Annotated in this window: 21 protein-coding genes; 9 read left to right on the top strand and 12 right to left on the bottom strand. The window is 67.5% G+C overall.

Features of this window, described 5'->3' with window-relative positions:
* Nucleotides 1–23: 23 nt before the first annotated feature.
* From scpA to LC066_RS15930, 8 genes are all read right to left on the bottom strand, one after another.
* Nucleotides 24–2,153, bottom strand: coding sequence for a methylmalonyl-CoA mutase (gene scpA / locus LC066_RS15965; RefSeq protein ID WP_224901039.1), 2,130 nt, complete (start codon nt 2,151–2,153; stop codon nt 24–26).
* Nucleotides 2,116–3,141 (bottom strand): hypothetical protein, encoded by a 1,026-nt coding sequence (locus tag LC066_RS15960; protein WP_224901036.1) that lies wholly within the window; start codon nt 3,139–3,141, stop codon nt 2,116–2,118. The genes scpA and LC066_RS15960 overlap by 38 nt, the downstream gene beginning before the upstream one ends.
* A gap of 173 nt (nt 3,142–3,314) precedes the next feature.
* Nucleotides 3,315–5,360: an acetyl/propionyl/methylcrotonyl-CoA carboxylase subunit alpha gene (locus LC066_RS15955; RefSeq protein ID WP_224901033.1), complete on the bottom strand. Its 2,046-nt coding sequence runs from the start codon at nt 5,358–5,360 to the stop codon at nt 3,315–3,317.
* Between the two features lie 164 nt (nt 5,361–5,524).
* A complete protein-coding gene (locus LC066_RS15950; protein WP_222479934.1) occupies nt 5,525–5,731 on the bottom strand; it encodes a hypothetical protein in 207 nt (68 codons plus the stop codon).
* Nucleotides 5,732–6,119: 388 nt separating this feature from the next.
* Complete coding sequence (locus LC066_RS15945) at nt 6,120–6,479, bottom strand: hypothetical protein (protein WP_222479932.1); 360 nt, start codon at nt 6,477–6,479, stop codon at nt 6,120–6,122.
* A gap of 126 nt (nt 6,480–6,605) precedes the next feature.
* Complete coding sequence (locus LC066_RS15940; RefSeq protein ID WP_222479930.1) at nt 6,606–6,749, bottom strand: hypothetical protein; 144 nt, start codon at nt 6,747–6,749, stop codon at nt 6,606–6,608.
* Between the two features lie 309 nt (nt 6,750–7,058).
* On the bottom strand, nt 7,059–7,415 hold the full coding sequence (locus LC066_RS15935) for a hypothetical protein (protein WP_224901030.1): 357 nt from the start codon (nt 7,413–7,415) through the stop codon (nt 7,059–7,061).
* Between the two features lie 31 nt (nt 7,416–7,446).
* Nucleotides 7,447–8,979 carry an acyl-CoA carboxylase subunit beta gene (locus LC066_RS15930; RefSeq protein ID WP_224901027.1) on the bottom strand — a complete coding sequence of 511 codons (1,533 nt, stop codon included), beginning with the start codon at nt 8,977–8,979 and terminating at the stop codon, nt 7,447–7,449.
* A 262-nt stretch (nt 8,980–9,241) separates the two neighbouring features.
* Here LC066_RS15930 and LC066_RS15925 point away from each other — a divergent pair, with 262 nt between their 5' ends.
* Both LC066_RS15925 and LC066_RS15920 read left to right on the top strand, forming a co-directional pair.
* The gene (locus LC066_RS15925; RefSeq protein WP_224901025.1) at nt 9,242–10,459 is read left to right on the top strand and encodes a multidrug effflux MFS transporter; all 1,218 of its coding nucleotides are present in this window, start codon (nt 9,242–9,244) and stop codon (nt 10,457–10,459) included.
* A 120-nt stretch (nt 10,460–10,579) separates the two neighbouring features.
* Complete coding sequence (locus LC066_RS15920; protein ID WP_222479923.1) at nt 10,580–11,980, top strand: helix-turn-helix domain-containing protein; 1,401 nt, start codon at nt 10,580–10,582, stop codon at nt 11,978–11,980.
* Between the two features lie 64 nt (nt 11,981–12,044).
* Here LC066_RS15920 and LC066_RS15915 read toward each other — a convergent pair whose 3' ends face one another.
* The 3 genes from LC066_RS15915 to LC066_RS15905 form a co-directional block, all read right to left on the bottom strand.
* Nucleotides 12,045–12,296 carry a YdcH family protein gene (locus tag LC066_RS15915; protein ID WP_085889381.1) on the bottom strand — a complete coding sequence of 84 codons (252 nt, stop codon included), beginning with the start codon at nt 12,294–12,296 and terminating at the stop codon, nt 12,045–12,047.
* A 138-nt stretch (nt 12,297–12,434) separates the two neighbouring features.
* Nucleotides 12,435–13,340, bottom strand: a complete 906-nt coding sequence (locus LC066_RS15910; RefSeq protein ID WP_224901022.1) for a DMT family transporter — start codon at nt 13,338–13,340, stop codon at nt 12,435–12,437.
* Between the two features lie 80 nt (nt 13,341–13,420).
* Entirely contained in the window at nt 13,421–14,020 is a 600-nt protein-coding gene (locus tag LC066_RS15905; RefSeq protein ID WP_224901019.1) for a LysE/ArgO family amino acid transporter, read from the bottom strand.
* A gap of 93 nt (nt 14,021–14,113) precedes the next feature.
* On the opposite strand from LC066_RS15905, the gene LC066_RS15900 reads away from it, so the two are divergent.
* Entirely contained in the window at nt 14,114–15,004 is an 891-nt protein-coding gene (locus LC066_RS15900) for a LysR family transcriptional regulator ArgP (RefSeq protein WP_224901016.1), read from the top strand.
* A 141-nt stretch (nt 15,005–15,145) separates the two neighbouring features.
* Here LC066_RS15900 and LC066_RS15895 read toward each other — a convergent pair whose 3' ends face one another.
* Nucleotides 15,146–16,009, bottom strand: a complete 864-nt coding sequence (locus LC066_RS15895; protein ID WP_224901012.1) for a glycosyltransferase family 2 protein — start codon at nt 16,007–16,009, stop codon at nt 15,146–15,148.
* A 128-nt stretch (nt 16,010–16,137) separates the two neighbouring features.
* On the opposite strand from LC066_RS15895, the gene miaB reads away from it, so the two are divergent.
* The 6 genes from miaB to LC066_RS15865 all read left to right on the top strand — a co-directional run bounded on the left by miaB (nt 16,138) and on the right by LC066_RS15865 (nt 21,752).
* Nucleotides 16,138–17,463 carry a tRNA (N6-isopentenyl adenosine(37)-C2)-methylthiotransferase MiaB gene (gene miaB / locus LC066_RS15890; RefSeq protein WP_224901009.1) on the top strand — a complete coding sequence of 442 codons (1,326 nt, stop codon included), beginning with the start codon at nt 16,138–16,140 and terminating at the stop codon, nt 17,461–17,463.
* Nucleotides 17,464–17,808: 345 nt separating this feature from the next.
* On the top strand, nt 17,809–18,303 hold the full coding sequence (locus LC066_RS15885) for an OmpA family protein (RefSeq protein WP_224901510.1): 495 nt from the start codon (nt 17,809–17,811) through the stop codon (nt 18,301–18,303).
* A gap of 14 nt (nt 18,304–18,317) precedes the next feature.
* Nucleotides 18,318–18,641 (top strand): hypothetical protein, encoded by a 324-nt coding sequence (locus tag LC066_RS15880; protein WP_222479909.1) that lies wholly within the window; start codon nt 18,318–18,320, stop codon nt 18,639–18,641.
* 190 nt (nt 18,642–18,831) lie between these two features.
* A complete protein-coding gene (locus LC066_RS15875) occupies nt 18,832–19,866 on the top strand; it encodes a PhoH family protein (RefSeq protein ID WP_412103249.1) in 1,035 nt (344 codons plus the stop codon).
* A gap of 62 nt (nt 19,867–19,928) precedes the next feature.
* A complete protein-coding gene (ybeY, locus tag LC066_RS15870) occupies nt 19,929–20,471 on the top strand; it encodes an rRNA maturation RNase YbeY (RefSeq protein ID WP_224901006.1) in 543 nt (180 codons plus the stop codon).
* Nucleotides 20,472–20,738: 267 nt separating this feature from the next.
* Complete coding sequence (locus tag LC066_RS15865) at nt 20,739–21,752, top strand: hemolysin family protein (RefSeq protein ID WP_224900994.1); 1,014 nt, start codon at nt 20,739–20,741, stop codon at nt 21,750–21,752.
* Nucleotides 21,753–21,836 lie beyond the last annotated feature (84 nt).

The following is a 21,836-nucleotide window of genomic DNA, read 5'->3' as shown; positions in this document are numbered from 1 at the left end:
ACCGCGCGGCATGACGCCGGGCCTCAGCCCCGGGCGGCGCGGATCAGCTGCAGGATGTCCTGAGCGGCAGAGGGGATATTGGTGCCCGGGCCGAAGATCGCGGCGACGCCGGCATTCTTCAGGAAGTCGTAATCCTGCTGCGGAATCACGCCACCGCAGATCACGATGATATCGCCCGCATCCTTGTCCTTCAGCGCCTGGATCAGCTGCGGCGCCAGCGTCTTGTGCCCCGCCGCTTGGGAGCTGATGCCGACCACGTGCACGTCGTTGTCGATGGCATCCTGCGCCGCCTCTTCCGGCGTCTGGAACAGCGGGCCCACGTCAACGTCGAAGCCGATGTCCGCAAAGGCCGTGGCGATCACCTTGGCGCCGCGGTCGTGACCATCCTGGCCCATCTTCACCACCAGCATCCGGGGCCGACGGCCCTCCTCCTCGGCGAAGGCCTCGACCGATTTCTGGATCGCGGCAAAGCCCTCGTCGCCCTCGTAGGCGGCGCCGTAGACCCCCGCCAGCGTCTTCACCTCCGCCTGGTGGCGGCCGAACTCCTTCTCCATCGCCATGCTGATCTCTCCCACAGTGGCCCTGGCGCGGGCGGCCTCGACGGCGGCTTCCAGCAGGTTGCCGCCCTCCTTCGCGCGCCGCGTCAGCTCATCCAGCGCGGCGGTGCAGGCGGCCTCGTCGCGGCTTTCGCGGATGCGTTGCAGCGCGGCGATCTGGCTGTCGCGCACCTTGACGTTGTCGACGTCCAGGATGTCGATCGGGTCTTCCTTGTCCTTGCGGTACTTGTTGACCCCGACGATCACCTCCTTGCCGCGGTCGATGTCGGCCTGGCGCCGTGCCGCGCTTTCCTCGATGCGCAGCTTGGGCATGCCGGAGGCCACTGCCTTGGTCATGCCGCCCATCTCCTCGACCTCCTGCATCAGGGCCCAGGCCTTCTCGATCAGCTCCTCGGTCAGGCTTTCAATGTAATAGGAGCCCGCCAGGGGATCGACGACCTTGGTCACCCCGGTTTCCTCCTGCAGCACCAGCTGGGTGTTGCGGGCGATCCGGGCGGAGAAATCGGTGGGCAGGGCGATCGCCTCGTCCAGGGCGTTGGTGTGCAGCGACTGGGTGCCGCCCAGGACCGCCGACATCGCCTCGTAGGCCGTGCGGATGACGTTGTTGTAGGGGTCCTGTTCCTGCAGCGACACGCCGGAGGTCTGGCAGTGCGTCCGCAGCATCTTGGACCGGTCGTTCTTCGCCCCGAACTCCTCCATCACGCGATACCACAGGGTGCGCGCGGCGCGCAGCTTGGCGATCTCCATGAAGAAGTTCATGCCGATGGCAAAGAAGAAGGACAGCCGGCCCGCGAACTTGTCCACGTCCATCCCGGCCTCGATCGCCGCCTTCACGTATTCCCGGCCATCGGCCAGGGTATAGGCCAGCTCCTGCACCAGGTTCGCCCCGGCCTCCTGCATGTGGTAGCCGGAGATCGAGATCGAATTGAACTTGGGCATCTCGTTCGAGGTGTACTCGATGATGTCCGAGATGATCCGCATCGAGGGTTCGGGCGGATAGATGTAGGTGTTGCGGACCATGAACTCCTTCAGGATGTCGTTCTGGATGGTCCCCGAAAGTTGCGCGCGGTCGACGCCCTGCTCCTCGCCCGCGACGATGTAATTGGCCAGGATCGGGATCACCGCGCCGTTCATCGTCATGGACACCGACACCTGCTCCAGCGGGATGCCGTCGAAGAGGACCTTCATGTCCTCCACGCTGTCGATGGCGACACCGGCCTTGCCGACGTCGCCCACCACGCGGGGGTGGTCGCTGTCATAGCCGCGGTGCGTGGCCAGGTCGAAGGCGACCGAGACGCCCTGCTGCCCGGCGGCCAGGTTGCGGCGGTAGAAGGCATTGGATTCCTCCGCCGTGGAGAAGCCCGCATATTGCCGGATCGTCCAGGGGCGCCCGGCATACATGGTCGACCGCACGCCGCGGGTGAACGGCGCCTCCCCCGGCATCGTGTCCAGGTGCGGCAGATCCTTCACGTCCTCGGCCGTGTAGAGCGGCTGGATGTCGATCCCCTCCAGCGTATGCCAGGTCAGATCCTCCAGCGGCCGGCCGCGCAGTTCCTTTTCAGCGCGCTCGGCCCATGCGTCCTTCTTCGATGTCATCGCCTTGTCCTCTTCGCCTGAGGCGGGCGCGCGGGTCTATCCTGCCCGGCGGTGCCTCGCCATTTGGTTCCCTCTCCGGCGCCGGGGCGGGCGCCGCTCCTGTCTTGTCCATGCCGGCCCGCGCATCTTCGGGCCAGGGATCGGCGGCCAGCCGGGCCAGCCCGTCCGCCCCCGCCGTCAGCCAGAACAGATCGTCCTGGTAGCTCTCCGCCAGCGCAGCGCGCTGCGGCGCCGTGAAGGGCCGAAAGGCCCCCTCGCCCGGCGGCAAAGCCAGGCCCGGCGCCAGCGCCTTGCGCAGCGGCCCCAGGTCCGGAGACCGTCCCAGACACAGCCGCGCCCGGTCGCGGGGCAGGGCAAGATCCGGGGCAAGATCCGGCGCCGCCAGCATCCGTGCCAACCGCAGCTCCGGCAGGCCGGCAAATCTCTCGTGCGGCAGGACCAGCAGATCCGCGCCCGGCGCGGCCTCCGCCAGTTCGCCGATCAGCGCGCGCCAGCTGCGTGGCTGCGTCGCCAGCCGGTCCAGCCTGGTCCCATCGGGCAGCGGATGGCCCTGCAGCAGCGCCATGGCCCAGACCGAGGCCCAGTATCGCTCCGGCGCCCGGATGCTCAGCGCGACGCGGCTGATGCGCCCGCCAAAGGCCGCCAAGACCCGCGCCAGACGCGCGCCGGCCCCGGGGTAGATGCGCCCCGCCCGCAGGCTGGCCCCGGGCGCGCCAAGCACAGAGGGCGCAACGATCAGCACCCGGGCCACCCCCCGCCGGTCCAGCGTCGCGAGGTGCAGCGCGATGCGTCCCTCGGCGCGGGCCAATTGGCGTGCCGCCGACAGCGGCCCCGGCCCGGGGATCACCCCGGCCAGGAGGCTGCGCGCCTTTTCCGGCCCCCAAACCACCAATCCCATTTCGGCCAACGCCGGGGCATTGTCCTCCAGGTAGGCCAGGAACGAGCGGGTGGCGCAGCGATGCGCGCCGGGATGCAGGATGATCTCCATGGGCGGGGCAGCCTTTCAGCAGGGGCAGACCCGCCCCCACTAGCCCGAGGAGCCTTCCGAACCGCTTAACACCCTCCGGCACGCGGGGGCGCATCGGAGACGGCCAACCGCGGCGGCGCAGGACGCCCCCCGGCCCGATGCTCCCGATGCCCTCCGCGCACAGCCTCATGACGTCATTCGAACTCCATGATGATCTCGTCGACGGCCAGGCTGTCGCCCGGGCCCGCGTTGATCTTCGACACCACGGCCTTCTTCTCGGCGCGCAGGATGTTTTCCATCTTCATCGCCTCGATGGTGCACAGTGCCTGGCCCTCCTGCACTTCCTGGCCCTCTTCCACGTCGACCTTCACCACCAGGCCCGGCATCGGGCACAGCAGCAGTTTCGAGGTGTCGGGCGGCAGTTTCTCCGGCATCAGCTTGGCCAGTTCCGCCTGGCGCGGGTTGCGCACATGCACCTTCAGATCGGCGCCGCGATTGCGGATGCGGAACCCGCCGGAGATCTTGTCGACCTTCAGAACCAGCGGGCGGCCGTCCACGGTCATCCGCGCCAGGGTGTCGCCCGGCGTCCAGCTGCCTTCGACCCGCAGCGCGGTGCCATCGGCGAAGGTTACATCGGCGCCCGCGGGATCGGCGGCGATGCTGACGGGGTATTCATGGCCCTGCAGCGTCGCGACCCAGTCGGTGCCCACCACGCGTTCATGGTTGCTCATCCGGCCCGAGATACGGGCCCGACGGATCTCGCCCACCCGGTGCATGGCGGCGCAGGCGGCGGCGATGCGGCGCAGCTCTCCCTCGGCCAGTTCCACACCGTCGAAGCCCTCGGGGTACTGCTCGGCGATGAAGGCGGTGGTCATCTCGCCGTTGACGAAAATCTCGTGGTCCATCACCGCCGACAGGAACGGCAGGTTGTGCCCGATCCCCTCCACCTCGAAGCTGTCCAGCGCCACGCGCATCGCCTCGATCGCCTCGGCCCGGGTCGGCGCCCAGGTGCACAGCTTGGCGATCATCGGGTCGTAGTACATCGAGATCTCGCCACCGTCGAAGACGCCGGTGTCGTTGCGCACCGCATGGGGGCCGGACGGCGCCTCGCCCTGCCACTTGTCGTTTTCCAGCAGCGGCCCGGCGGCCACCTCAGCGGGCGGGTTGTAGCGGGTCAGCCGCCCGATGGAGGGCAGGAAGTTGCGATAGGGGTCCTCGGCATAGAGACGGTTCTCAATGGCCCAGCCGGTCAGTTTCACGTCGTCCTGGGTCAGGGTCAGCGGCTCGCCATTGGCCACGCGGATCATCTGCTCCACCAGATCGACGCCGGTGATCAGCTCGGTCACAGGGTGTTCCACCTGCAAGCGGGTGTTCATTTCCAGGAAGTAAAAGTTCTTCGCCCCGTCGACGATGAATTCCACCGTGCCCGCGCTGGCGTAGCCCACGGCCTTGGCCAGGGCCACGGCCTGTTCGCCCATGGCACGGCGGGTTTCCTCATCGAGGAAGGGGCTGGGCGCCTCTTCGACGACCTTCTGGTTGCGGCGCTGGATCGAGCATTCCCGCTCTCCCAGGTAGATGCCGTTGCCGTGGGCATCACAGAGCACCTGGATCTCGATGTGCCGGGGCTGGGTGACGAACTTCTCGATGAAGATCCGGTCGTCGCCAAAGCTGTTGGCGGCCTCGTTCTTCGAGCTCTGGAAGCCCTCGCGCGCCTCCTCGTCGGTCCAGGCGATGCGCATGCCCTTGCCGCCGCCGCCGGCAGAGGCCTTGATCATCACCGGGTAGCCGATCTCGGACGAGATCTTCACCGCCTCGTCGGCATCCTCGATCAGGCCCATGTAGCCGGGCACGGTGCTGACCCCGGCCTCCTGGGCGATCTTCTTCGAGGTGATCTTGTCGCCCATGGCCTCGATCGCGCCGACGGGCGGGCCGATGAAGGCCACGCCGGCATCCGCCAGGGCCTGGGCGAACTTCGGGTTTTCGCTGAGGAAGCCATAGCCCGGGTGGACGGCCTGGGCGCCGGTGTCCTTGATCGCCTGCATGATCTTGTCGATCACGATGTAGGACTGGTTCGCGGGCGGCGGGCCGATGTGCACGGCCTCGTCCGCCATGGCGACATGCAGCGCGTGCTTGTCGGCATCCGAATAGACGGCGACGGTGGCGATACCCATCTTGCGCGCGGTCTTGATGACGCGGCAGGCGATCTCGCCCCGGTTGGCAATCAGGATCTTCTGGAACATGTCTGGCCCTTCCCCGAGGTCATTGTACTGTGCCGGCCGCCCCTGAAGCGGGGGCAGCGCATGCAAAACCCCCCCGGCCGCGGGACACCGCAGCCGAGGGGCGAATGGTTCTGGATATCAGGCGTGCGCCGGAACGAGCCCCGGTGCGACGCGCAGGCGTTGCCTTAGCGGCAGGCGCCCGGGTTTGCCTGGCAGTAGGCGACGTTGCCAGCTGCGCCGACCAGCGCGCCGGTGCCTGCGTTGCCGCCGGTGACAGCTGCTGCGCCCACGCCGGCCGCGCCGCCGACCAGGGCCTGTTCGCCCATCGTGTCACCACATGCCGCGAGGCCAGCACAAAGGACGCCGGCGATGATCCAGGATTTCTTGAACATGAGTTTTTACCTTCGATTGAAACGTTCCTGCGGAACCTAACGCAGGAAAAGAAGAAAGGTTCCCCCTGGTCGGTGTCAATACCGCACCGATCCGACGGAGCCGGGTCGGCAGCAGGCGAGCGCCACGCCTGGCGCGGCAATACCGCCTGGGTTCGCCGTTCACACGAGGCAAGTCCGGAACCGGAAAAAGCGGGCGACCGAGGATTGGGGACAAACGGCCGCCCGCGAGGGGAAGGGTAACGGTATTGACACGCTGCCGCTTCGATCTTGGGGGCCGAGGCGACAACAGATCGGATGCTGCCCTTGAATCCAAGCGGCGCAAAGCCCCCTGCGCAGGCCTGCGCAGGCTGGGCCGAAACCCGCTGAATTCCGAAGGGCAGCGGCAAGATCACGCCCAGTCCTCCTCCTCGAACGCGCCGGGGAAAGAGGCACGCGCGGCCTCCTCGTCGATGACCAGCAGCGCGTCGTAGCTCTCGGGGTCGAAGGGCTCCTCGGCGGGCAGCACCTCGCGCCCGAACAGCCAGCTCAGCCGGCCGGCATCAAGGTTGCCCCGCTCGAAGGGTTGATCGCCGAAATGCTCCCACAGGGCGCGCAGGAATGCCTCGTCGGCGCGCCGATCAGGCGCCCGGCGGTCGCGATAGCGTTCGCGCCGGGTGATCGGCGTCACGCCCTTGGGATTGGCGCGGCGGATGGTGAACTGGAAATCGGTGCCGGGAAGACGTCCCGGGAAGCCGCGATGCTTCAGCATGCGAAAGCCCTCCTGTCAGTGGTGGCGCGACCCGCGCGGCCCACCAGGCCAGGGAGGGGGACGGCGCGGGGCGCGCCGAATGCGCGGAGGGCGAGGCGAACCCGCCCCCCGGTGCCCGCGAAGGGCTTACTTGTACTTGCCCGTGTAGACCGGCTCGGCCGAGATGGGCTCGGGCTCGACAACGACGTATTCTTCGCTTGCCGGCTTGGAGCAGGCGGCCAGGCCAGCGACGAAGCTGGCGGCCAGGATGAACTGGATGCTCTTGGACATGGGTAACTCCTGTCTTGCCTCATGGGTCCGCGGGGATCAGGCGATCCCGGGCGGACGGACCCGGATGCTGCGGCCGCGGGATTGCGGCCTTGAGGAATTGTAGCCCGAGCGGGGCGAATTTCATATCTGGATGCGGTCACGGGCCTTCCCTGTGCTCTGAAAAGCTCAGGCTGATACGCCCGGCGCGGCACCGCCGCAACATCTTGTGCGGCAAGGGTCCCGAACCCAAGATCCGGCGTGTTCCCAGACACTTGCGCGCGCAGGCGGAAAGCCTTTCCTGGGGCCGTCAGAGGCAGGGATCGGCGGGAATCAGCCATGCTCGCGCCTCGTGGCATGGGCCAGCCAACGGGTCCGGTGGCTGGGGCTCTCCAGCAGCTCCGACAGCGCGTCGCGGGCCTTGTCCGGCAGCGCGCCCTCGACCGCGCCGCCAGCCCGAACGACCAGCTGTCCGTCGCCCTGCGTCACGCGGACGGCAGGGCTGAAACCGCGCAGCCCCTGCAAACGCCGCCACATGTCCTGGCGGACCTGATGCGCCACGCGGGTCAGGCTGACAGGTCCCGACACGGGAAGGGTCGCCTCGACCGAAAGATCGAAGCGCACGGGCAGGCGACGCGCGATGGTGACCGCGTCCTCCTCCCTCAACCTGTGCCAGCCGTCCTTTGCCATGTCCCCTCCTCCGGGCATCACGACACCCCGCTTAGAGCGGGATGTTGTCGTGTTTCTTCCAGGGATTTTGCAGCTTCTTGCCCCGCAGGCTCGCGAAGGCCCGCGCCACACGGCGCCGGGTGGAGCGCGGCTGGATCACCTCGTCGATGAAGCCCCGTTCGGCGGCGACGAAGGGATTGGCGAAGCGGTCTTCGTAATCCTTGGTGTGCTGGGCAATCTTCTCGTCATTGCCCAGGTCGCCCCGGTGGATGATCTCGGTCGCGCCCTTGGCGCCCATCACCGCGATCTCGGCCGTGGGCCAGGCATAGCTGAAATCGCCGCGCAGGTGTTTCGAGGCCATCACGTCATAGGCGCCGCCATAGGCCTTGCGGGTGATCACCGTGACCTTGGGCACCGTGGCCTCGCCATAGGCAAACAACAGTTTCGCACCGTGCTTGATGACCCCGCCGTATTCCTGGCCGGTCCCCGGCAGGAAGCCCGGCACGTCGACGAAGGTCAGGATCGGGATCTCGAAGGCATCGCAGAAGCGCACAAAGCGCGCGGCCTTGCGCGAGCTGTCGATGTCCAGGCAGCCGGCCAGCACCATCGGCTGGTTGGCCACCACGCCCACGGTCTGCCCTTCCAGGCGGATGAACCCGGTCAGGATGTTCTTGGCGAAATCTTCCTGGATCTCGTAGAAATCGCCCTCGTCGGCGACCTTCACGATCAGCTCCTTCATGTCGTAGGGGCTGTTGGCATTGTCGGGGATCAGCGTGTCGAGGCTGGCCTCGATCCGGTCCACGTCGTCGAAGAAGGGCCGCACGGGCGGCTTCTCGCGGTTGTTCAGCGGCAGGAAGTCGACCAGGCGGCGGACCTCGGCCAGGGCCTCGACATCGTTTTCAAAGGCGCCATCGGCGACGCTGGATTTCTTGGTATGGGTGCTGGCGCCGCCCAGCTCCTCGGCGGTGACCACCTCGTTGGTGACTGTCTTCACCACGTCGGGGCCGGTGACGAACATGTAGGAGCTGTCCTTCACCATGAAGATGAAGTCGGTCATGGCGGGGCTGTAGACCGCCCCCCCGGCGCAGGGCCCCATGATGACGGAGATCTGCGGCACCACGCCCGAGGCCATGATGTTGCGCTGGAACACGTCGGCATAGCCCGCGAGGCTGGCGACGCCCTCCTGGATCCGCGCGCCGCCCGAATCGTTCAGCCCGATCACCGGGGCGCCGTTCTGCACCGCCATATCCATGATCTTGCAGATCTTCTGGGCATGGGTTTCCGACAGCGACCCGCCGAAGACGGTGAAGTCCTGGCTGAAGACATAGACCATGCGGCCGTTGATAGTGCCCCAGCCGGTGACCACGCCGTCGCCATAGGGCCGCTGCTGTTCCATGCCGAAATCGGTGCAGCGATGCGCGACGAACATGTCGAATTCCTCGAAACTGTCCGCATCCAGCAGCAGTTCGATCCGCTCGCGCGCCGTCAGCTTGCCCTTGGCATGCTGCGCGTCGATCCGGCGCTGGCCGCCGCCCAGGCGCGCGGTCTCCCGGCGCTCGTTCAGCTCTTGCAGGATGTCCTTCATCGCGATCTCCTTCCCTCACGGGCCCCGGGGGTTGCGACCCGCCCGGCGGCGCCATTGTGCCCTGATCCGGCCGCGCGCCGTATCGGCATCACGGCGCCACGCGGGGCAGCCTCTCGGGGACCATAGAACCCGGAAGGCCCTGCAAAAAGGAAAAAGGGGCAAATTTGCAAAGTCTTGCCAAAGGCTTCACTGCAAATTGCAAATCCGCAAAGAGCATGCAATGCGCATGGACATGACGCCAACACGCGACTAGCAGAAACTCATGACATCGCAACAACCGCGCCGGTTCCTCGACCGGACCACGCCGCCAAACATGACGACGCTGATCCTGCTGGCCGGGATCGGCGCGATGACGATGAACGTCTTCCTGCCCTCGCTGCCGCGTATCGCAGACCATTTCGGCATCGATTACAAGCTGGTGCAGCTGTCGGTGGCCGGCTACCTCGGGGTCAGCGGCTTCCTGCAGATCTTCATCGGACCGCTCGCCGACCGCTACGGGCGGCGGCCGCTGCTGCTCTGGGGGCTGGGGATCTTCCTCGTGGCGACGCTGGGTTGCCTTCTGGCGCCGAACTTCACCGTCTTCATGATTTTCCGTCTGCTGCAGGCGACGGTTGCCGGGGGCATGGTGCTGTCGCGCGCCATCGTGCGGGACGTGAACACCCCCGACCGCGCCGCGGCGGCCATGGGCTATGTCACCATGGGCATGTCGATGGTGCCGATGTTCGCCCCCGTCCTGGGCGGCGTCCTGGATGAGCTGTTCGGCTGGAAATCCTCCTTCTGGCTGCTCTTCTCCTGCGGTTTCGCCATCCTGATCCTGACCTGGTACGATCTGGGCGAGACCGCGAAACCGTCGGACCTGTCGGTGTTGCGCCAGTTTGCCGAATACCCGGAGCTGCTGAAATCGCCGCGCTTCTGGGGGTATTCGATGGCGGCGGCGACCTGTTCGGGCGCCTTCTTCGCCTATATCGGCGGCGCGCCCTTCGTGGCGACCTCGGTCTACGGGCTGACACCGACGCAGTTCGGCATCTTCAACGCCACCTCCGGCGTGGGCTACTTCCTCGGCAACTGGTTCACCGGCCAACAGGCCGCGCGCATCGGCACCAACCGCATGATCATGTCCGGCTGCCTGATCGTGTCGGGCGGGATGCTGTTCTCGCTGCTCTGTGCCTACGCGGGGATCGGCGGCGAATACGTCTTCTTCGGCGCCATGGCCTTCGTCGGCTTCGGCAGCGGCATGACCATCCCCTGCGCCAACGCCGGCATGCTGTCGGTGCGACCGCATCTGGCGGGTACGGCCTCGGGCCTGGGCGGGGCGATGATGATCGGCGGGGGCGCGGCGCTGTCGGCACTGGCCGGCTCCCTGCTGGGACCAGGCACAGGGGCCTTCCCGCTGATCTGGCTGATGCTGGCCTGCGGCGTCACCTCCATCGGGTTCATCACGATGGTCATGCGGCGCGAGAAACGCATCGGCATCGCCTGACCGCAGCCATCCCATCAGCCTCGCCTTACGGCTTGTTAACCACCCTTTGCAAAGTTAGCCTCCTCCAGAGGCAAAACTGCAAAGCCGCGCATCGCGCGCGTGCTGCGAGGGGGAGTGGGGATGTCCGCACAGAAGCTCTACGCCGGGGCGAAGCTCCGGGAAACGCGGCAGAAGCTGGGTCTGACGCAGAAGGATTTCGCGGCCAAGCTGGGCATCTCGCTGCCCTACCTGAACCAGATGGAGAACAACAACCGCCCGGTTTCGACCTCGGTGGTGCTGTCGCTGGCGCAGGAATTCGGCTTCGACGTGACGGAACTGTCCACGGGGGACAGCGAACGGCTGGTGTCGGACATGCGCGAGGCGATGGCCGACCCGGTGCTGGCCGACCTGGCCCCGCCGCTGGCCGACCTGCGGCTTACGGCGGCCAACGCCCCGGCGCTGGCGCGCGCCTTCCTGCATCTGCATCGAGCCTACCGGCAGACCCACGAACGCCTCGCCTCGCTAGACGAGGCCCTGGGCCGCGACGACACCCGCGCCACGCCGTCGCCCTGGGACGAGGTGCGCGACTTCTTCCATTACTGCGACAACTACATAGACGCCGTGGACCGGGCCGCCGAACGTTTCGCCACGCCGGTGCGGAATGAAAACAACATCCGCGTGCGCGCCGTCTCGGCCCTGGGCAACCTCGGCATCCGGGTGAAGTTCGAGGACGTGGCAGAGCTGCGCCGCTACGACCCCGAGCGCAAGGAGCTGACCCTGTCGCTGCGCGCCGATCCGGAAACCCAGACCTTCCAGCTGCTGTTGCAGGTCGCCTTGCTGGAACAGGACAAGCTGCTGGAGGCGACGCTGGACCTGGCCCGCTTCCAGACCCCCACGGCCCGCTCCATCGCAAAGATCGGCCTGGCTAACTATTTTGCCGGGGCGGCGCAGATGCCCTATGGCCGCTTCCTCGCCGCCGCGCAGGAGACGCGGCACGACCTGGAGATCCTCGGCATGCGGTTCGGTGCCTCCATCGAGCAGGTGGCGCACCGGCTGTCGACCCTGCAACGCCCCGGCGCCAAGGGCATCCCCTTCTTCTTCGTCCGGGTCGACCAGGCCGGCACGATCACCAAGCGCCATTCGGCCACGCGCCTGCAGTTCGCCCGCTACGGCGGCGCCTGCCCGCTGTGGAACGTCCACCGCGCCTTCGAGACGCCGGGCCAGTTCCTGCGCCAGCTGGCGGAAACGCCGGACGGGGTGCGCTATGTCTCGCTGTCTCGGGACGTGTCGAAATCGGGCGGTCGCTGGGGCGCGCCGCGGCGGCGCTATGCCATTTCGCTGGGCTGCGAGGTCGCCCATGCGGACAAGCTGGTCTATGCGGACGGGCTGGACATCGGCAGCCCCCAGGCGTTTGAGCCGATCGGCATCTCCTGCCGGATCTGCGAGCGGGAGAATTGCCATCAGCGCTCCGTGCCGCCGCTGGAACGGCGCCTGACCATCGACGCCAACCATCGCGGCACCCTGCCCTACGACGTGGGCTGAGGCGCGCAGATGAAAACGGGCGCCCCGGGGCGCCCGTCTGTCTCGATCCGATCAGCGAAACGGCTTAGGCGGTCGTCTGCGCGGCCTTCAGTGCGGCAAAGATCTCATCCTTCAGCAGGCCGCGTTTCTTGCGCGCCTCGACGATGGCCAGATCCTCGGCCGGTTCGACGTTGGTCTCCATCCGGTGCACCTGGCGGTTCACCTCGTGGTAATCCTCCGCCAGCTTGGCGAAATGCGGGTCAGACGCCTTCAGCGCGTCGATGGTTTCCACGAACTCCGGGAACTCCTGATCGAGCGTGTGAGGGGTATGCGACATGTGGGCGATCCTTTCGCTTCGTTTCCTGGAGGACAGGTCTATTGATGATTCACCGCCTCGACTTTGACAGGGATCAAACCGGCGCACTTTCCCCTACGCTGCCGTAGTGCCCGAAGGCGGACCATGGGGCGGAGGTCATCAGAGCTTCGTCGCCTCGACCGGCGGCGTGATCCGGCGCCGCTTCAGCTGCGCCTCGCGCCAGGTGATGAAACTGACCGCAGCGATGATCAGCGCGCCGCCCAGCATCACCCAGGGGTCCGGCGGCTCCCCGAAGGCGACCGCGCCCAGGATGACCGCCCAGAGCAATTGCAGGAAGGTCACCGGCTGGGTCACCGTCATCGGCGCCACCTGGAAGGCCCGCGTCATGCAGTAGTGCCCCGCCGTCGCCGCCAGGGCCACGCCCATCAGAAGGCCCAGCTGGCCCAGGCTAGGCGTCACCCAGACCGGCAGTGCCAGCGGCGCCAGCCCGATCGAAACGGTCACCGACATCAGCGCCACCACCAGCACCGGCTCGATCCGGTCGGTCAGCCGCTTGCTGATCAGGTAGGAGCCCGCGAAGAAGCTCGCCGTGCCCAGCATGGCCAGATGGCCAGTGCTGATCTCGCGCAGGCCCGGGCGAAGGATGATGATCGCCCCCAACAGCGCCACCAGCACGGCGGCGATGCGGCGGAAGGCCAGGGTTTCGCCGAGGAACAGCGCCGCGCCCAGGGTGATGAGGATCGGGTTGAGGTAGTTCAGCGCGGTCACATCCGCGATCGGGATGCGCGCCATGGCGAAGAACCACAGGGCCACGCCGCCGCTGTGCAGCAGCCCGCGCAGCGCCACCAGCCCCCAGGTGGCCTGGTCCAGGCGCAGGCGGAACAGCCGCGGCAGCACCGGCGCCATCAGCACCAGCCCCAGCAGGAACCGCAGGAAGGCCCCTTCGGCCGCCGGGATCGACGGGCCCAGGGTCTTCACCAGCGCGGTGACCGACACGAAGAGAACCCCGGTGATCAGCATCCAGCCGACGGCCACCACGGGACGGGAATTGCGTGCTTCTGTCATGCTTTCGGGATAGGGGGCCGAACCCGGGCTGGCAAGCCCTCACAGGCGCGCGCAACGCCGAGGTCAGCGGCCGCGACGGATCAGCCCACCAGCAGCTTGGCGGCGACACTCCACATGATCACCGCCACGCCCAGATCCAGCAGCCGCCAGGCGCCCGGCCGGCGAAACAGGGGCGCCAGCAGTCGCGCGCCGTAGCCCAGCAGGAAAAAGAACAGGAAGGAGGCACTGACCGCGCCCTCGGCGAAACTGGCGCGATCCGCGAAGCCGGAGGCCACGGCCCCCATCAGGACGACGGTATCGAGGTAGACATGGGGATTGCCCCAGGTCAGCGCCGCGCAGATCCCGAGGCAGCGCCAGAGGGACGGAGACGGCGCCTCCTCGGCGCGCAAACCGCCACCGCCGCGCCAGGCCTTGCGCAAGGCCAGGGCGCCGTAAACCAACAGGAAGGCCGCGCCGGCGTAGCGCAGACCTTCCGTTGCCCAGGGTGCCGTCGCGCCCAACGTGCCGAACCCGTACACACCAGCAACAATCAGAACCGCATCGGAAACGGCACAGAACACGACGACCGGCAGAACGTGCTGCCGTAGTATACCCTGGCGCAAGACGAAGGCGTTCTGGGCCCCGATCGCCACGATAAGTGACAGTCCAAGCCCGAAACCCGCCCAGTAAGCAGCGCCCATCAGTTCCCCCACAACTGACACACACCCTATTGGACTAGGGCCCTCATTAGGGTAAGTCCAATAAATGAATTTGCTTATGCATTAGGAGTTCTTATGCAGCTGGATCGCGCACAGCTGGCCACCCTCTCCGCCATCCTGCGCCGCGGGTCGTTTGAACAGGCGGCGATGGACCTGGGCATCACCCAGTCCGCGGTGTCGCAGCGCCTGCGCGCGCTGGAGGAACGCATCGGCGCGGTCCTGGTGCAGCGGGGGCCGCCGGTCACGGCGACCGACACCGGCGCCCAGCTTGCCCGCCATGCCGAGGAGGTCGGGCAGCTGGAGGCACTGACCCTGCGCCGCCTCGGGCTGGAGCCGACATCGGCGCGCGTGCGGATCGCGGTCAACGCCGACAGCCTGGCCACCTGGCTGCCGCCGGCGCTGGCCCGCGCCCAGGAGGCCATGCCCGGCACGCTCTTCTCCATCGACGTCGACGATCAGGACCATTCCGGCGAGTGGCTGCGCCGCGGCCAGGTCTCGGCCGCGCTGACCTCCGACGGGACCGCCCTGCGCGGCTGCGAGGCGCATCCCATGGGCGCGCTCAGCTACGTCCCTGTCGCCAGCCCCGCTTTCATCGCGCGCCACTTCGCCCATGGGGTCACCGCCAAGGCCCTGGCCCGGGCCCCCACGTTGATCTTCAACGAAAAGGATACGCTGGCGGCCAGCTGGCTGCGGCGCTTCGCGGGTCCCGGCCCGCTGCCCCCGGCGCACCGCCTGCCCTCGGCCGAAGGGTTCACCCTGGCGATCCGGGAAGGGCTGGGCTGGGGGCTGAACCCCCGCGCCCTGCTGGAGCGGGACCTGGAGGCCGGTACCCTGGTCGAGCTGATCCCGAACGCCACCCTCGACACGCCGCTGTACTGGCAGGTCAGTCGAGTGATGGCCGAGGCGCTGGCGCCGCTGACCCAGGCCCTGCGCCAGACCGCCCGAGACCACCTTCTGGCCCCCTGAGCATCCAGGCCTGCCCGCGCCGCGCGCCTTCGTCCCATACGTTGGCCGCAAATACTCCGGGGGTGAATTGCGCCCCCGGCGCAAGAGGGGGCAGCGCCCCCCTCCCCGCTCACCCAAGCAAGGCGCCCGCACCCGGAGGCGTCAGAACCACTGCCCCGGCTCCATCAGGCCGAGGTCCAGAAGCTGCCGGGAATGCCATTCGAACCTCGCCGAATTGTGCCAGGTGAACCCACCGATATCGAAGCGCGAGCCGGGGTTCGACTTCAGCGCCTTGGCGGTGCGGAAGGAACAGATGCAGGCGGTCAGGTTGTGGTGCCAGGGGCAGGCGTAGGTGTTGTACTCGGGATCGTTGAACAGATAGTCCTCGCCCATCACCAGCCCCGGCCGGGCGCGGAACAGCGACACCCGGTCGATCTTGCGGCGCCCCTCCGGGATATGCTCCTCGTAGCGCCAGCGCAGTCCCCCGTAGAAATTCAGCTGCCGCGCCAGCTCATTCCCCCAGGCGTCAGGCCGCGCCAGCGCGTAGTAGCCGGCCCGGTCCAGATGCGCCCGCTCGATCGAGACGGCCAGGGGATGCGCCTCCAGGTCGTCGGCATAGAGGTCGATGACGTAGCTCAGCATCGCGTCGCGCCGTTCCTCGGCGTGGAAGGTCAGCAGCTCCCCCACCGTCCGGGTCTCGCAGAAGGGATAGAAGAGGTACTCGGCGTTGTAGCAGTAGTAGAGCCAGGTGCCCGCCGGCGCCGCCTCGATCACCGCGTTGACAGCGCGGCTCAGGGCATTGTCTGCGACCATGCTGTAGGCGATCCGCGGCAGGTCCTTCAGGTCGTCGGGCACGGTGAAGGCGTCGGGGGCGAACAGCAGCACCTGGGCAAAGCCCGCGTCGCGATGGTGGCGCAGGGTGGTGTCCAGCTCCACCTCGTCCTCGGCAAAGATCATCGCCACCGGCCCCTTGGCCAGCAGGTCCCTGCCGTTGCGCAGGAACTCCTCAAACGTGCTGAAATACATCCGCCGCGCCCTTCCCGGCCCTGCTGTCGTTGCGGCCCAAGCAAGCCCGATCGCCCCCCGGATTGCAAGCCCACCCGCATCTGGTGTAGGGACACGCCCTGATCCCGTTCCCGCAAAGGTCCGTGCCCATGTCCAGCCCCAAGAAGCTCTTCATCAAGACCTACGGCTGCCAGATGAACGTCTACGACAGCGAGCGCATGGCCGAGGCCCTGGGCCCGGCGGGCTATACCGAGGTCAGCTCGCCCGACGAGGCGGACATGATCCTGCTGAACACCTGCCACATCCGCGAGAAGGCGGCCGAGAAGGTCTATTCCGAGCTGGGCCGGTTCAAGGGGCTGAAGGCCGCCAAGCCGGATCTGAAAATCGGCGTCGCCGGCTGCGTCGCCCAGGCAGAGGGCCGTGAGATCATGGAGCGTCAGCCCATGGTCGACATGGTCGTCGGCCCGCAAAGCTATCACCGCCTGCCGGAGATGGAGGCGAAGGCCGGGCGCGGCACGCGCGTCGTCGACACCGACATGCCCGAGGAAGACAAGTTCGAGAAGCTGAAGGGCCGTCCCCGCGCCAAGCGTGGCCCGACCGCCTTCCTGACCGTGCAGGAAGGCTGCGACAAGTTCTGCGCCTTCTGTGTCGTGCCCTATACCCGGGGCGCCGAGGTCAGCCGCCCTGTGGATCGCGTGCTGAGCGAGGCGCGCGATCTGGTCAGCCGCGGCGTGCGCGAGATCACCCTGCTGGGCCAGAACGTCAACGCCTACCACGGCGAAGGACCCGAGGGCCGCGACTGGGGCCTCGCCCGGCTGATCCGCACCCTGGCCGAGATCGACGGGCTGGAGCGTATCCGCTTCACCACCAGCCACCCCAACGACATGGAAGACGACCTGATCGCCGCCCATGGCGACTGCGAGAAGCTGATGCCCTACCTGCACCTGCCGGTGCAATCGGGCAGCGACCGCATCCTGAAGCGGATGAACCGCAGCCATACCCGCGACAGCTACATGCGGCTGATCGACCGCATCCGCGAGGCCCGACCCGACCTGGCGCTGTCGGGGGATTTCATCGTCGGCTTCCCGGAAGAGACCGATGAGGACTTCCGCGACACCATGGATCTGGTGGAGCAGGTCAACTACGCTTCCTGCTTCTCGTTCAAGTATTCCTCCCGCCCGGGCACGCCTGCGGCGGACCGCAAGGGCCAGGTCGATCCCTCCGTGTCCTCGGACCGGCTGATCGAGCTGCAGGCGCTTCTGAACCGTCAGCAGCAGGCCTTCATGCAGGACATGGTGGGCCGCGAGGTCGGCGTGCTGTTCGAGAAGGCGGGCCGGCATCCGGGCCAGATGGTGGGCAAGTCCGACCACCTGCATGCCGTCCATGTCGAAGCCGAGGGGCTGCAACCGGGCGACCTGCGCCGGGTGAAGATCACCTCCGCCGGGGCCAACTCGCTGGCCGGTACGCTGGTCTGAGACCTTCGGGCGGGCGACTGCGTGCCCTGCGCCCCGCAACTGTGCGAACCTCGGGCATTGCCCACGCAGAGCCCCGCAGAGGTCAAGCTGCGGCATCAAAACCATAATATGCCCGAAACGCCCCCGCCGCGCCGGTGAACACCCTTCACAAGCGCAGGCTTCTGCTGCAATGTGAAAGCGCATTTCATTGCCGATCCGCAGGCTTCCGGGACAAGAAGCGGGCGCGGATCGCCCCGGGGGACGGAAAGGATATTTGTTGTGGTAGAGACTTTCGCGCATTTCGCCCGGCGCGGCCTGGCTGCCTTTTCGGCAGCGGCGCTCGGGCTGGCCGTGTTGGCGACCGGGATGACCGGCACCGCACAGGCCCAGGGCAAGGGGTGGAACGAACCCTATGTGCCGACGATCTGGGTGGACCCGGACGGCTGTGAACACTGGGTGATGGATGACGGCGCCGAGGGCTACATGACGCCCCACGTCACCCGCCAGGGCATTCCGGTCTGCCGCCGCCAGAACGTCTGCGGCGTGCTGCCCACCGACCAGTTCTTCGCCACGGACAAATATGCGATCAGCGCCGCCAACCGGCAGCGCCTGCAGCAGTTCTTCACCTCGACGGGCGCGACCTCCTACATCATCGTCGGTCACACCGACAGCCGCGCCTCCGACGCCTATAACCTGAAGCTGTCGATGAACCGCGCCAATGCCGTGGCCCAGGTCGCGGCCTCGGTCGGCGCGCGGATCGCGGATGTGCGCGGCTACGGCGAACGCTATCCCGCCCAGCCCAACACCACCGCCACCGGCATGGCCGCCAACCGGCGCGTCGAAATCATCTGCATCCGCTGAAGGGGACCAGCCACATGCATATCGTGAAAGCCGCCTCGGGCGTTCTTCTGCTGGCCTCTCTGGCCGCCTGCGGTCACCCGGGCAACGTGCCCGGCGACAAGAGCGTCGACTACGGCATCAATTCGCACCACCTGTCCACGCTGAAGGCCGGCATCTGGGTCGATCCCAACGGCTGTGACCACTGGATCATCGACGACGGCCTCGAAGGCTACCTGTCGCAGCGCCTGGACAAGTACGGCAAGCCTGTCTGCTCGGGCACCGCACCGCCCAACACCGCCACCGGCGGCTTCAAGCGCGGCTCGGGCATTCCCGACCCGACGCAGGCCCCCGGAACCTGAGCGGGAGCCGTGGCCTTGCGCCGCCCCGCGCAGATACCCACATCAGAATGCCGCAAGCCTTCGCTTGCGGCATTTTTCGTCCCGTGCGACCGGCAAATGCAATCCCCTCTTGCCCCTCGCCCCGCCCCCTGCCACGCTATCCCCATGGCACGCCGGTGCCGCGCACCGGCCCGATCTGAAGGAGCGCCACTTGGCCACAAGCCTGCTGACCCCGAATACGTCCCCCGACACGGATGACACCGGAATTTCCGAAGCCTCGGTCGAGTTTCCCGATAACCTGCTGCTGATCGAACTCTGCGGCGAATACGACCGGAACCTGGCCTACCTGGAACAGCAGCTCGGCACGCAGATCCTCAGACGCGGCAACCACCTGGTCGCCCATGGCGAGGCGCCCGCGCCCCAGCAGACCGTCGGCGTGCTCCGCGCCCTCTATGCCCGGCTGGAAGCCGACCGCGAGGTCACCCAGGCCGACATCGACCGCGAGCTTCGCATGGGAGAGCCCGGCGCCGACAGCACCGTCTCTCCCACCGAAGGCGGCGACCAGCTGGAGATGTTCCGCGGCGGCGAGGTGGAGATCAAGACCCGCCGCAAGATGGTCGAGCCGCGCACCGCGGCGCAGAAGGAATACGTCCAGAACCTCTACAAGCACGAGCTGGCCTTCGGCATCGGCCCGGCCGGCACCGGCAAGACCTACCTGGCCGTGGCTGTCGCGGTGAACCATTTCATCGAAGGCCACGTCGACAAGATCATCCTGACCCGCCCCGCCGTCGAGGCCGGCGAACGCCTGGGCTTCCTGCCCGGCACGCAGGAGGAAAAGGTCGATCCCTACATGCAGCCGCTTTATGACGCGCTGAACGATTTCCTCGGCGCCAAGGACGTGGGCAAACTGCGCGAGGCCCGCAAGATCGAGATCGCGCCGCTGGCCTTCATGCGCGGCCGGACCCTGGCGAATGCCTTCGTGGTGCTGGACGAGGCGCAGAACGCCACGACCATGCAGATGAAGATGTTCCTGACCCGCCTGGGCGAGAACTCCCGCATGGTGATCACCGGCGACCGCAGCCAGGTGGACCTGCCGCGCGGGGTGCAATCGGGCCTGCGCGATGCTGAACGTCTGCTGGGCGCGATCCCCGACATCAGCTTCAACTACTTCACCGCCAAGGACGTGGTGCGCCACCCGCTGGTGGCGAAGATCATCGAGGCCTACGAGGCCGACGAGGAAAGCTGAGGCATCGCCGAGCCCCGCCGAGAGGCATTGGCGGGGCCGCTTCGGTGCTGTATGGGGCGCCCATGACCGACCAAGCCCCCTCCGCCCCTGCCCTCGTCGATTGCGTGATCGAGGATCCCCGCTGGGATGATGCGGATCTGCCTGCGCTGTCCGAAACCGCCGCCCGGGCGGTACTGACCCGTCTCGGGATCGGCCCGGCCGGCTACGAGATCTGCGTCATGGGCTGCGACGACGCGCGCATCGCCACGCTGAACACCGAGTTCCGGGGCAAGCCCACACCGACCAACGTCCTGTCCTGGCCGGCGGAGGAGCTGGCCCCCGAGAACGAGGGCGGCACCCCGGATCTGCCCGAGGAGGCCCCGGATGGCCCCGAGGCGGAGATCTTCGGCCCGGTCGAACTGGGCGACATCGCGATTTCCTGGGACACCTGCGCCCGCGAAGCGGCAGAGGCGGACAAGTCTTTTTCCGACCACGTGACACATCTCGTCGTTCACGGAATCCTTCATCTTTTGGGCTATGACCACGTCCGCGACGGCGATGCGGAGCTGATGGAAGGGCTGGAGACGGAAATACTTGGCAAACTGGGTATCGCTGACCCATATTAATTCCCATATAGCATTTTGGCTGACTGACAGGCCGGCAACCGGAAAGGAACAATGGGCGACAGCATAGACGGGTCTTCTAACGCGGCGCAGCGCGCGCGTTCCATGACCCCAGACCCCGCAGCACCGCATCCCGCGATGCGCCTGGTCGAAACCGAGGGACCCGTGTCCCGCGTCGCCGGCTCTGCCGCGGCCCCTTCCGTGATCGATGCGGCTGATGCCGTGGCGTCCGGAAGCCTCGTCAACGGATCCCGTGAGGCCAGCCCTGCCATGACCGGCACGGACGGCATCCCTCTGGCTCATGCCACGGATGGTCTGCACCTTGCCTCCTCCCCCGAGGGCGGCAATGGACCTGCGCGGCCCAACGGGACCCCGCCTGCGGCCCCCCATGCCCCCAGCGTCGCGTCCAGTGCCACCCCCGGTGTCGCGCCCGCCGCCGCCCCGGCCAATGCGAACCCGCGGCAACGTCCCGGTTTCTTCGGTCGCCTGCTGGGCAACCGCAGCAGCGCCGCAACCCGCACCCCGGAAAGCAGCGCCAGCGCGCAACCCGCCAGCCCGCCGCAACGGCGCCATTCCCTGCTGAACCTGCGCAACATGCGGGTCGAGGATGTGGCGATCCCCAAGGTGGAGATCGTGGCGGTTCCCAACAGCATCAGCCAGGACGATCTGGTCGGCATCTTCCGCGAAAGCGGCATGACCCGCCTGCCCGTCTACGACGAGACGCTGGACAGCCCCAAGGGCTTCGTCCACCTGAAGGACTTCGCGCTGAAGCACGGCTGGGATGCGACCTCTGACTTCCAGATGGAGGAGCTGCTGCGCCCGCTTCTGTTCGTGCCGCCCTCGATGCCCATCGGGGTGCTGCTGCAGAAGATGCAGACCGAACGGCGCCACATGGCCCTGGTGATCGACGAATACGGCGGCGTTGATGGCCTCGTGACGATCGAGGACCTGATCGAACAGGTGATCGGCGAGATCGAGGACGAACACGACGTTGACGAGGACGCGCTGTGGACGCGCGAGGCATCCGGCAGCTACCTGGCTCTGGCCAAGGCGCCCCTGGAGGACTTCGAGGCGGCCACGGGCCTGTCGCTGACCGATGACGACAGCGTCGACGAGGAAGAGATCGACACGCTGGGCGGCCTGGTCTTCATGCTGGCGGGCCGCGTGCCCGCGCGCGGCGAGGTCGTGGTGCACCCGGCGGGGCATGAATTCGAGGTGGTCGAGGCCGACCCCCGCCGGATCAAGCGCCTGCGCGTCCGCCTGAAACCCGTCGACGCGGAATGACCCCGGCGCGCGCCCTGCCCCGGGCCGGCGCGCGCCACACAGCGCAGGGCGGGCCGTCCGCTTGCCCGCTCCTCTTTTTCCGGA

Source organism: Pseudooceanicola marinus (genome assembly GCF_020177265.1).
Lineage (GTDB): Bacteria > Pseudomonadota > Alphaproteobacteria > Rhodobacterales > Rhodobacteraceae > Pseudooceanicola > Pseudooceanicola marinus_A.
Note: the sequence above shows the minus strand (reverse complement) of the source record. Positions and strands in the feature narration are given on the sequence as shown.

Excerpts from the sequence above, each read along its gene's own strand:
- scpA (WP_224901039.1), bottom strand. The coding sequence starts at position 2,153 with ATGACATCGAAGAAGGACGCATGGGCCGAGCGCGCTGAAAAGGAACTG.
- LC066_RS15960 (WP_224901036.1), bottom strand. The coding sequence starts at position 3,141 with ATGGAGATCATCCTGCATCCCGGCGCGCATCGCTGCGCCACCCGCTCG.
- LC066_RS15955 (WP_224901033.1), bottom strand. The coding sequence starts at position 5,360 with ATGTTCCAGAAGATCCTGATTGCCAACCGGGGCGAGATCGCCTGCCGC.
- LC066_RS15950 (WP_222479934.1), bottom strand. The coding sequence starts at position 5,731 with ATGTTCAAGAAATCCTGGATCATCGCCGGCGTCCTTTGTGCTGGCCTC.
- LC066_RS15945 (WP_222479932.1), bottom strand. The coding sequence starts at position 6,479 with ATGCTGAAGCATCGCGGCTTCCCGGGACGTCTTCCCGGCACCGATTTC.
- LC066_RS15940 (WP_222479930.1), bottom strand. The coding sequence starts at position 6,749 with ATGTCCAAGAGCATCCAGTTCATCCTGGCCGCCAGCTTCGTCGCTGGC.
- LC066_RS15935 (WP_224901030.1), bottom strand. The coding sequence starts at position 7,415 with ATGGCAAAGGACGGCTGGCACAGGTTGAGGGAGGAGGACGCGGTCACC.
- LC066_RS15930 (WP_224901027.1), bottom strand. The coding sequence starts at position 8,979 with ATGAAGGACATCCTGCAAGAGCTGAACGAGCGCCGGGAGACCGCGCGC.
- LC066_RS15925 (WP_224901025.1), top strand. The coding sequence starts at position 9,242 with ATGACATCGCAACAACCGCGCCGGTTCCTCGACCGGACCACGCCGCCA.
- LC066_RS15920 (WP_222479923.1), top strand. The coding sequence starts at position 10,580 with ATGTCCGCACAGAAGCTCTACGCCGGGGCGAAGCTCCGGGAAACGCGG.
- LC066_RS15915 (WP_085889381.1), bottom strand. The coding sequence starts at position 12,296 with ATGTCGCATACCCCTCACACGCTCGATCAGGAGTTCCCGGAGTTCGTG.
- LC066_RS15910 (WP_224901022.1), bottom strand. The coding sequence starts at position 13,340 with ATGACAGAAGCACGCAATTCCCGTCCCGTGGTGGCCGTCGGCTGGATG.
- LC066_RS15905 (WP_224901019.1), bottom strand. The coding sequence starts at position 14,020 with ATGGGCGCTGCTTACTGGGCGGGTTTCGGGCTTGGACTGTCACTTATC.
- LC066_RS15900 (WP_224901016.1), top strand. The coding sequence starts at position 14,114 with ATGCAGCTGGATCGCGCACAGCTGGCCACCCTCTCCGCCATCCTGCGC.
- LC066_RS15895 (WP_224901012.1), bottom strand. The coding sequence starts at position 16,009 with ATGTATTTCAGCACGTTTGAGGAGTTCCTGCGCAACGGCAGGGACCTG.
- miaB (WP_224901009.1), top strand. The coding sequence starts at position 16,138 with ATGTCCAGCCCCAAGAAGCTCTTCATCAAGACCTACGGCTGCCAGATG.
- LC066_RS15885 (WP_224901510.1), top strand. The coding sequence starts at position 17,809 with ATGACCGGCACCGCACAGGCCCAGGGCAAGGGGTGGAACGAACCCTAT.
- LC066_RS15880 (WP_222479909.1), top strand. The coding sequence starts at position 18,318 with ATGCATATCGTGAAAGCCGCCTCGGGCGTTCTTCTGCTGGCCTCTCTG.
- ybeY (WP_224901006.1), top strand. The coding sequence starts at position 19,929 with ATGACCGACCAAGCCCCCTCCGCCCCTGCCCTCGTCGATTGCGTGATC.
- LC066_RS15865 (WP_224900994.1), top strand. The coding sequence starts at position 20,739 with ATGACCGGCACGGACGGCATCCCTCTGGCTCATGCCACGGATGGTCTG.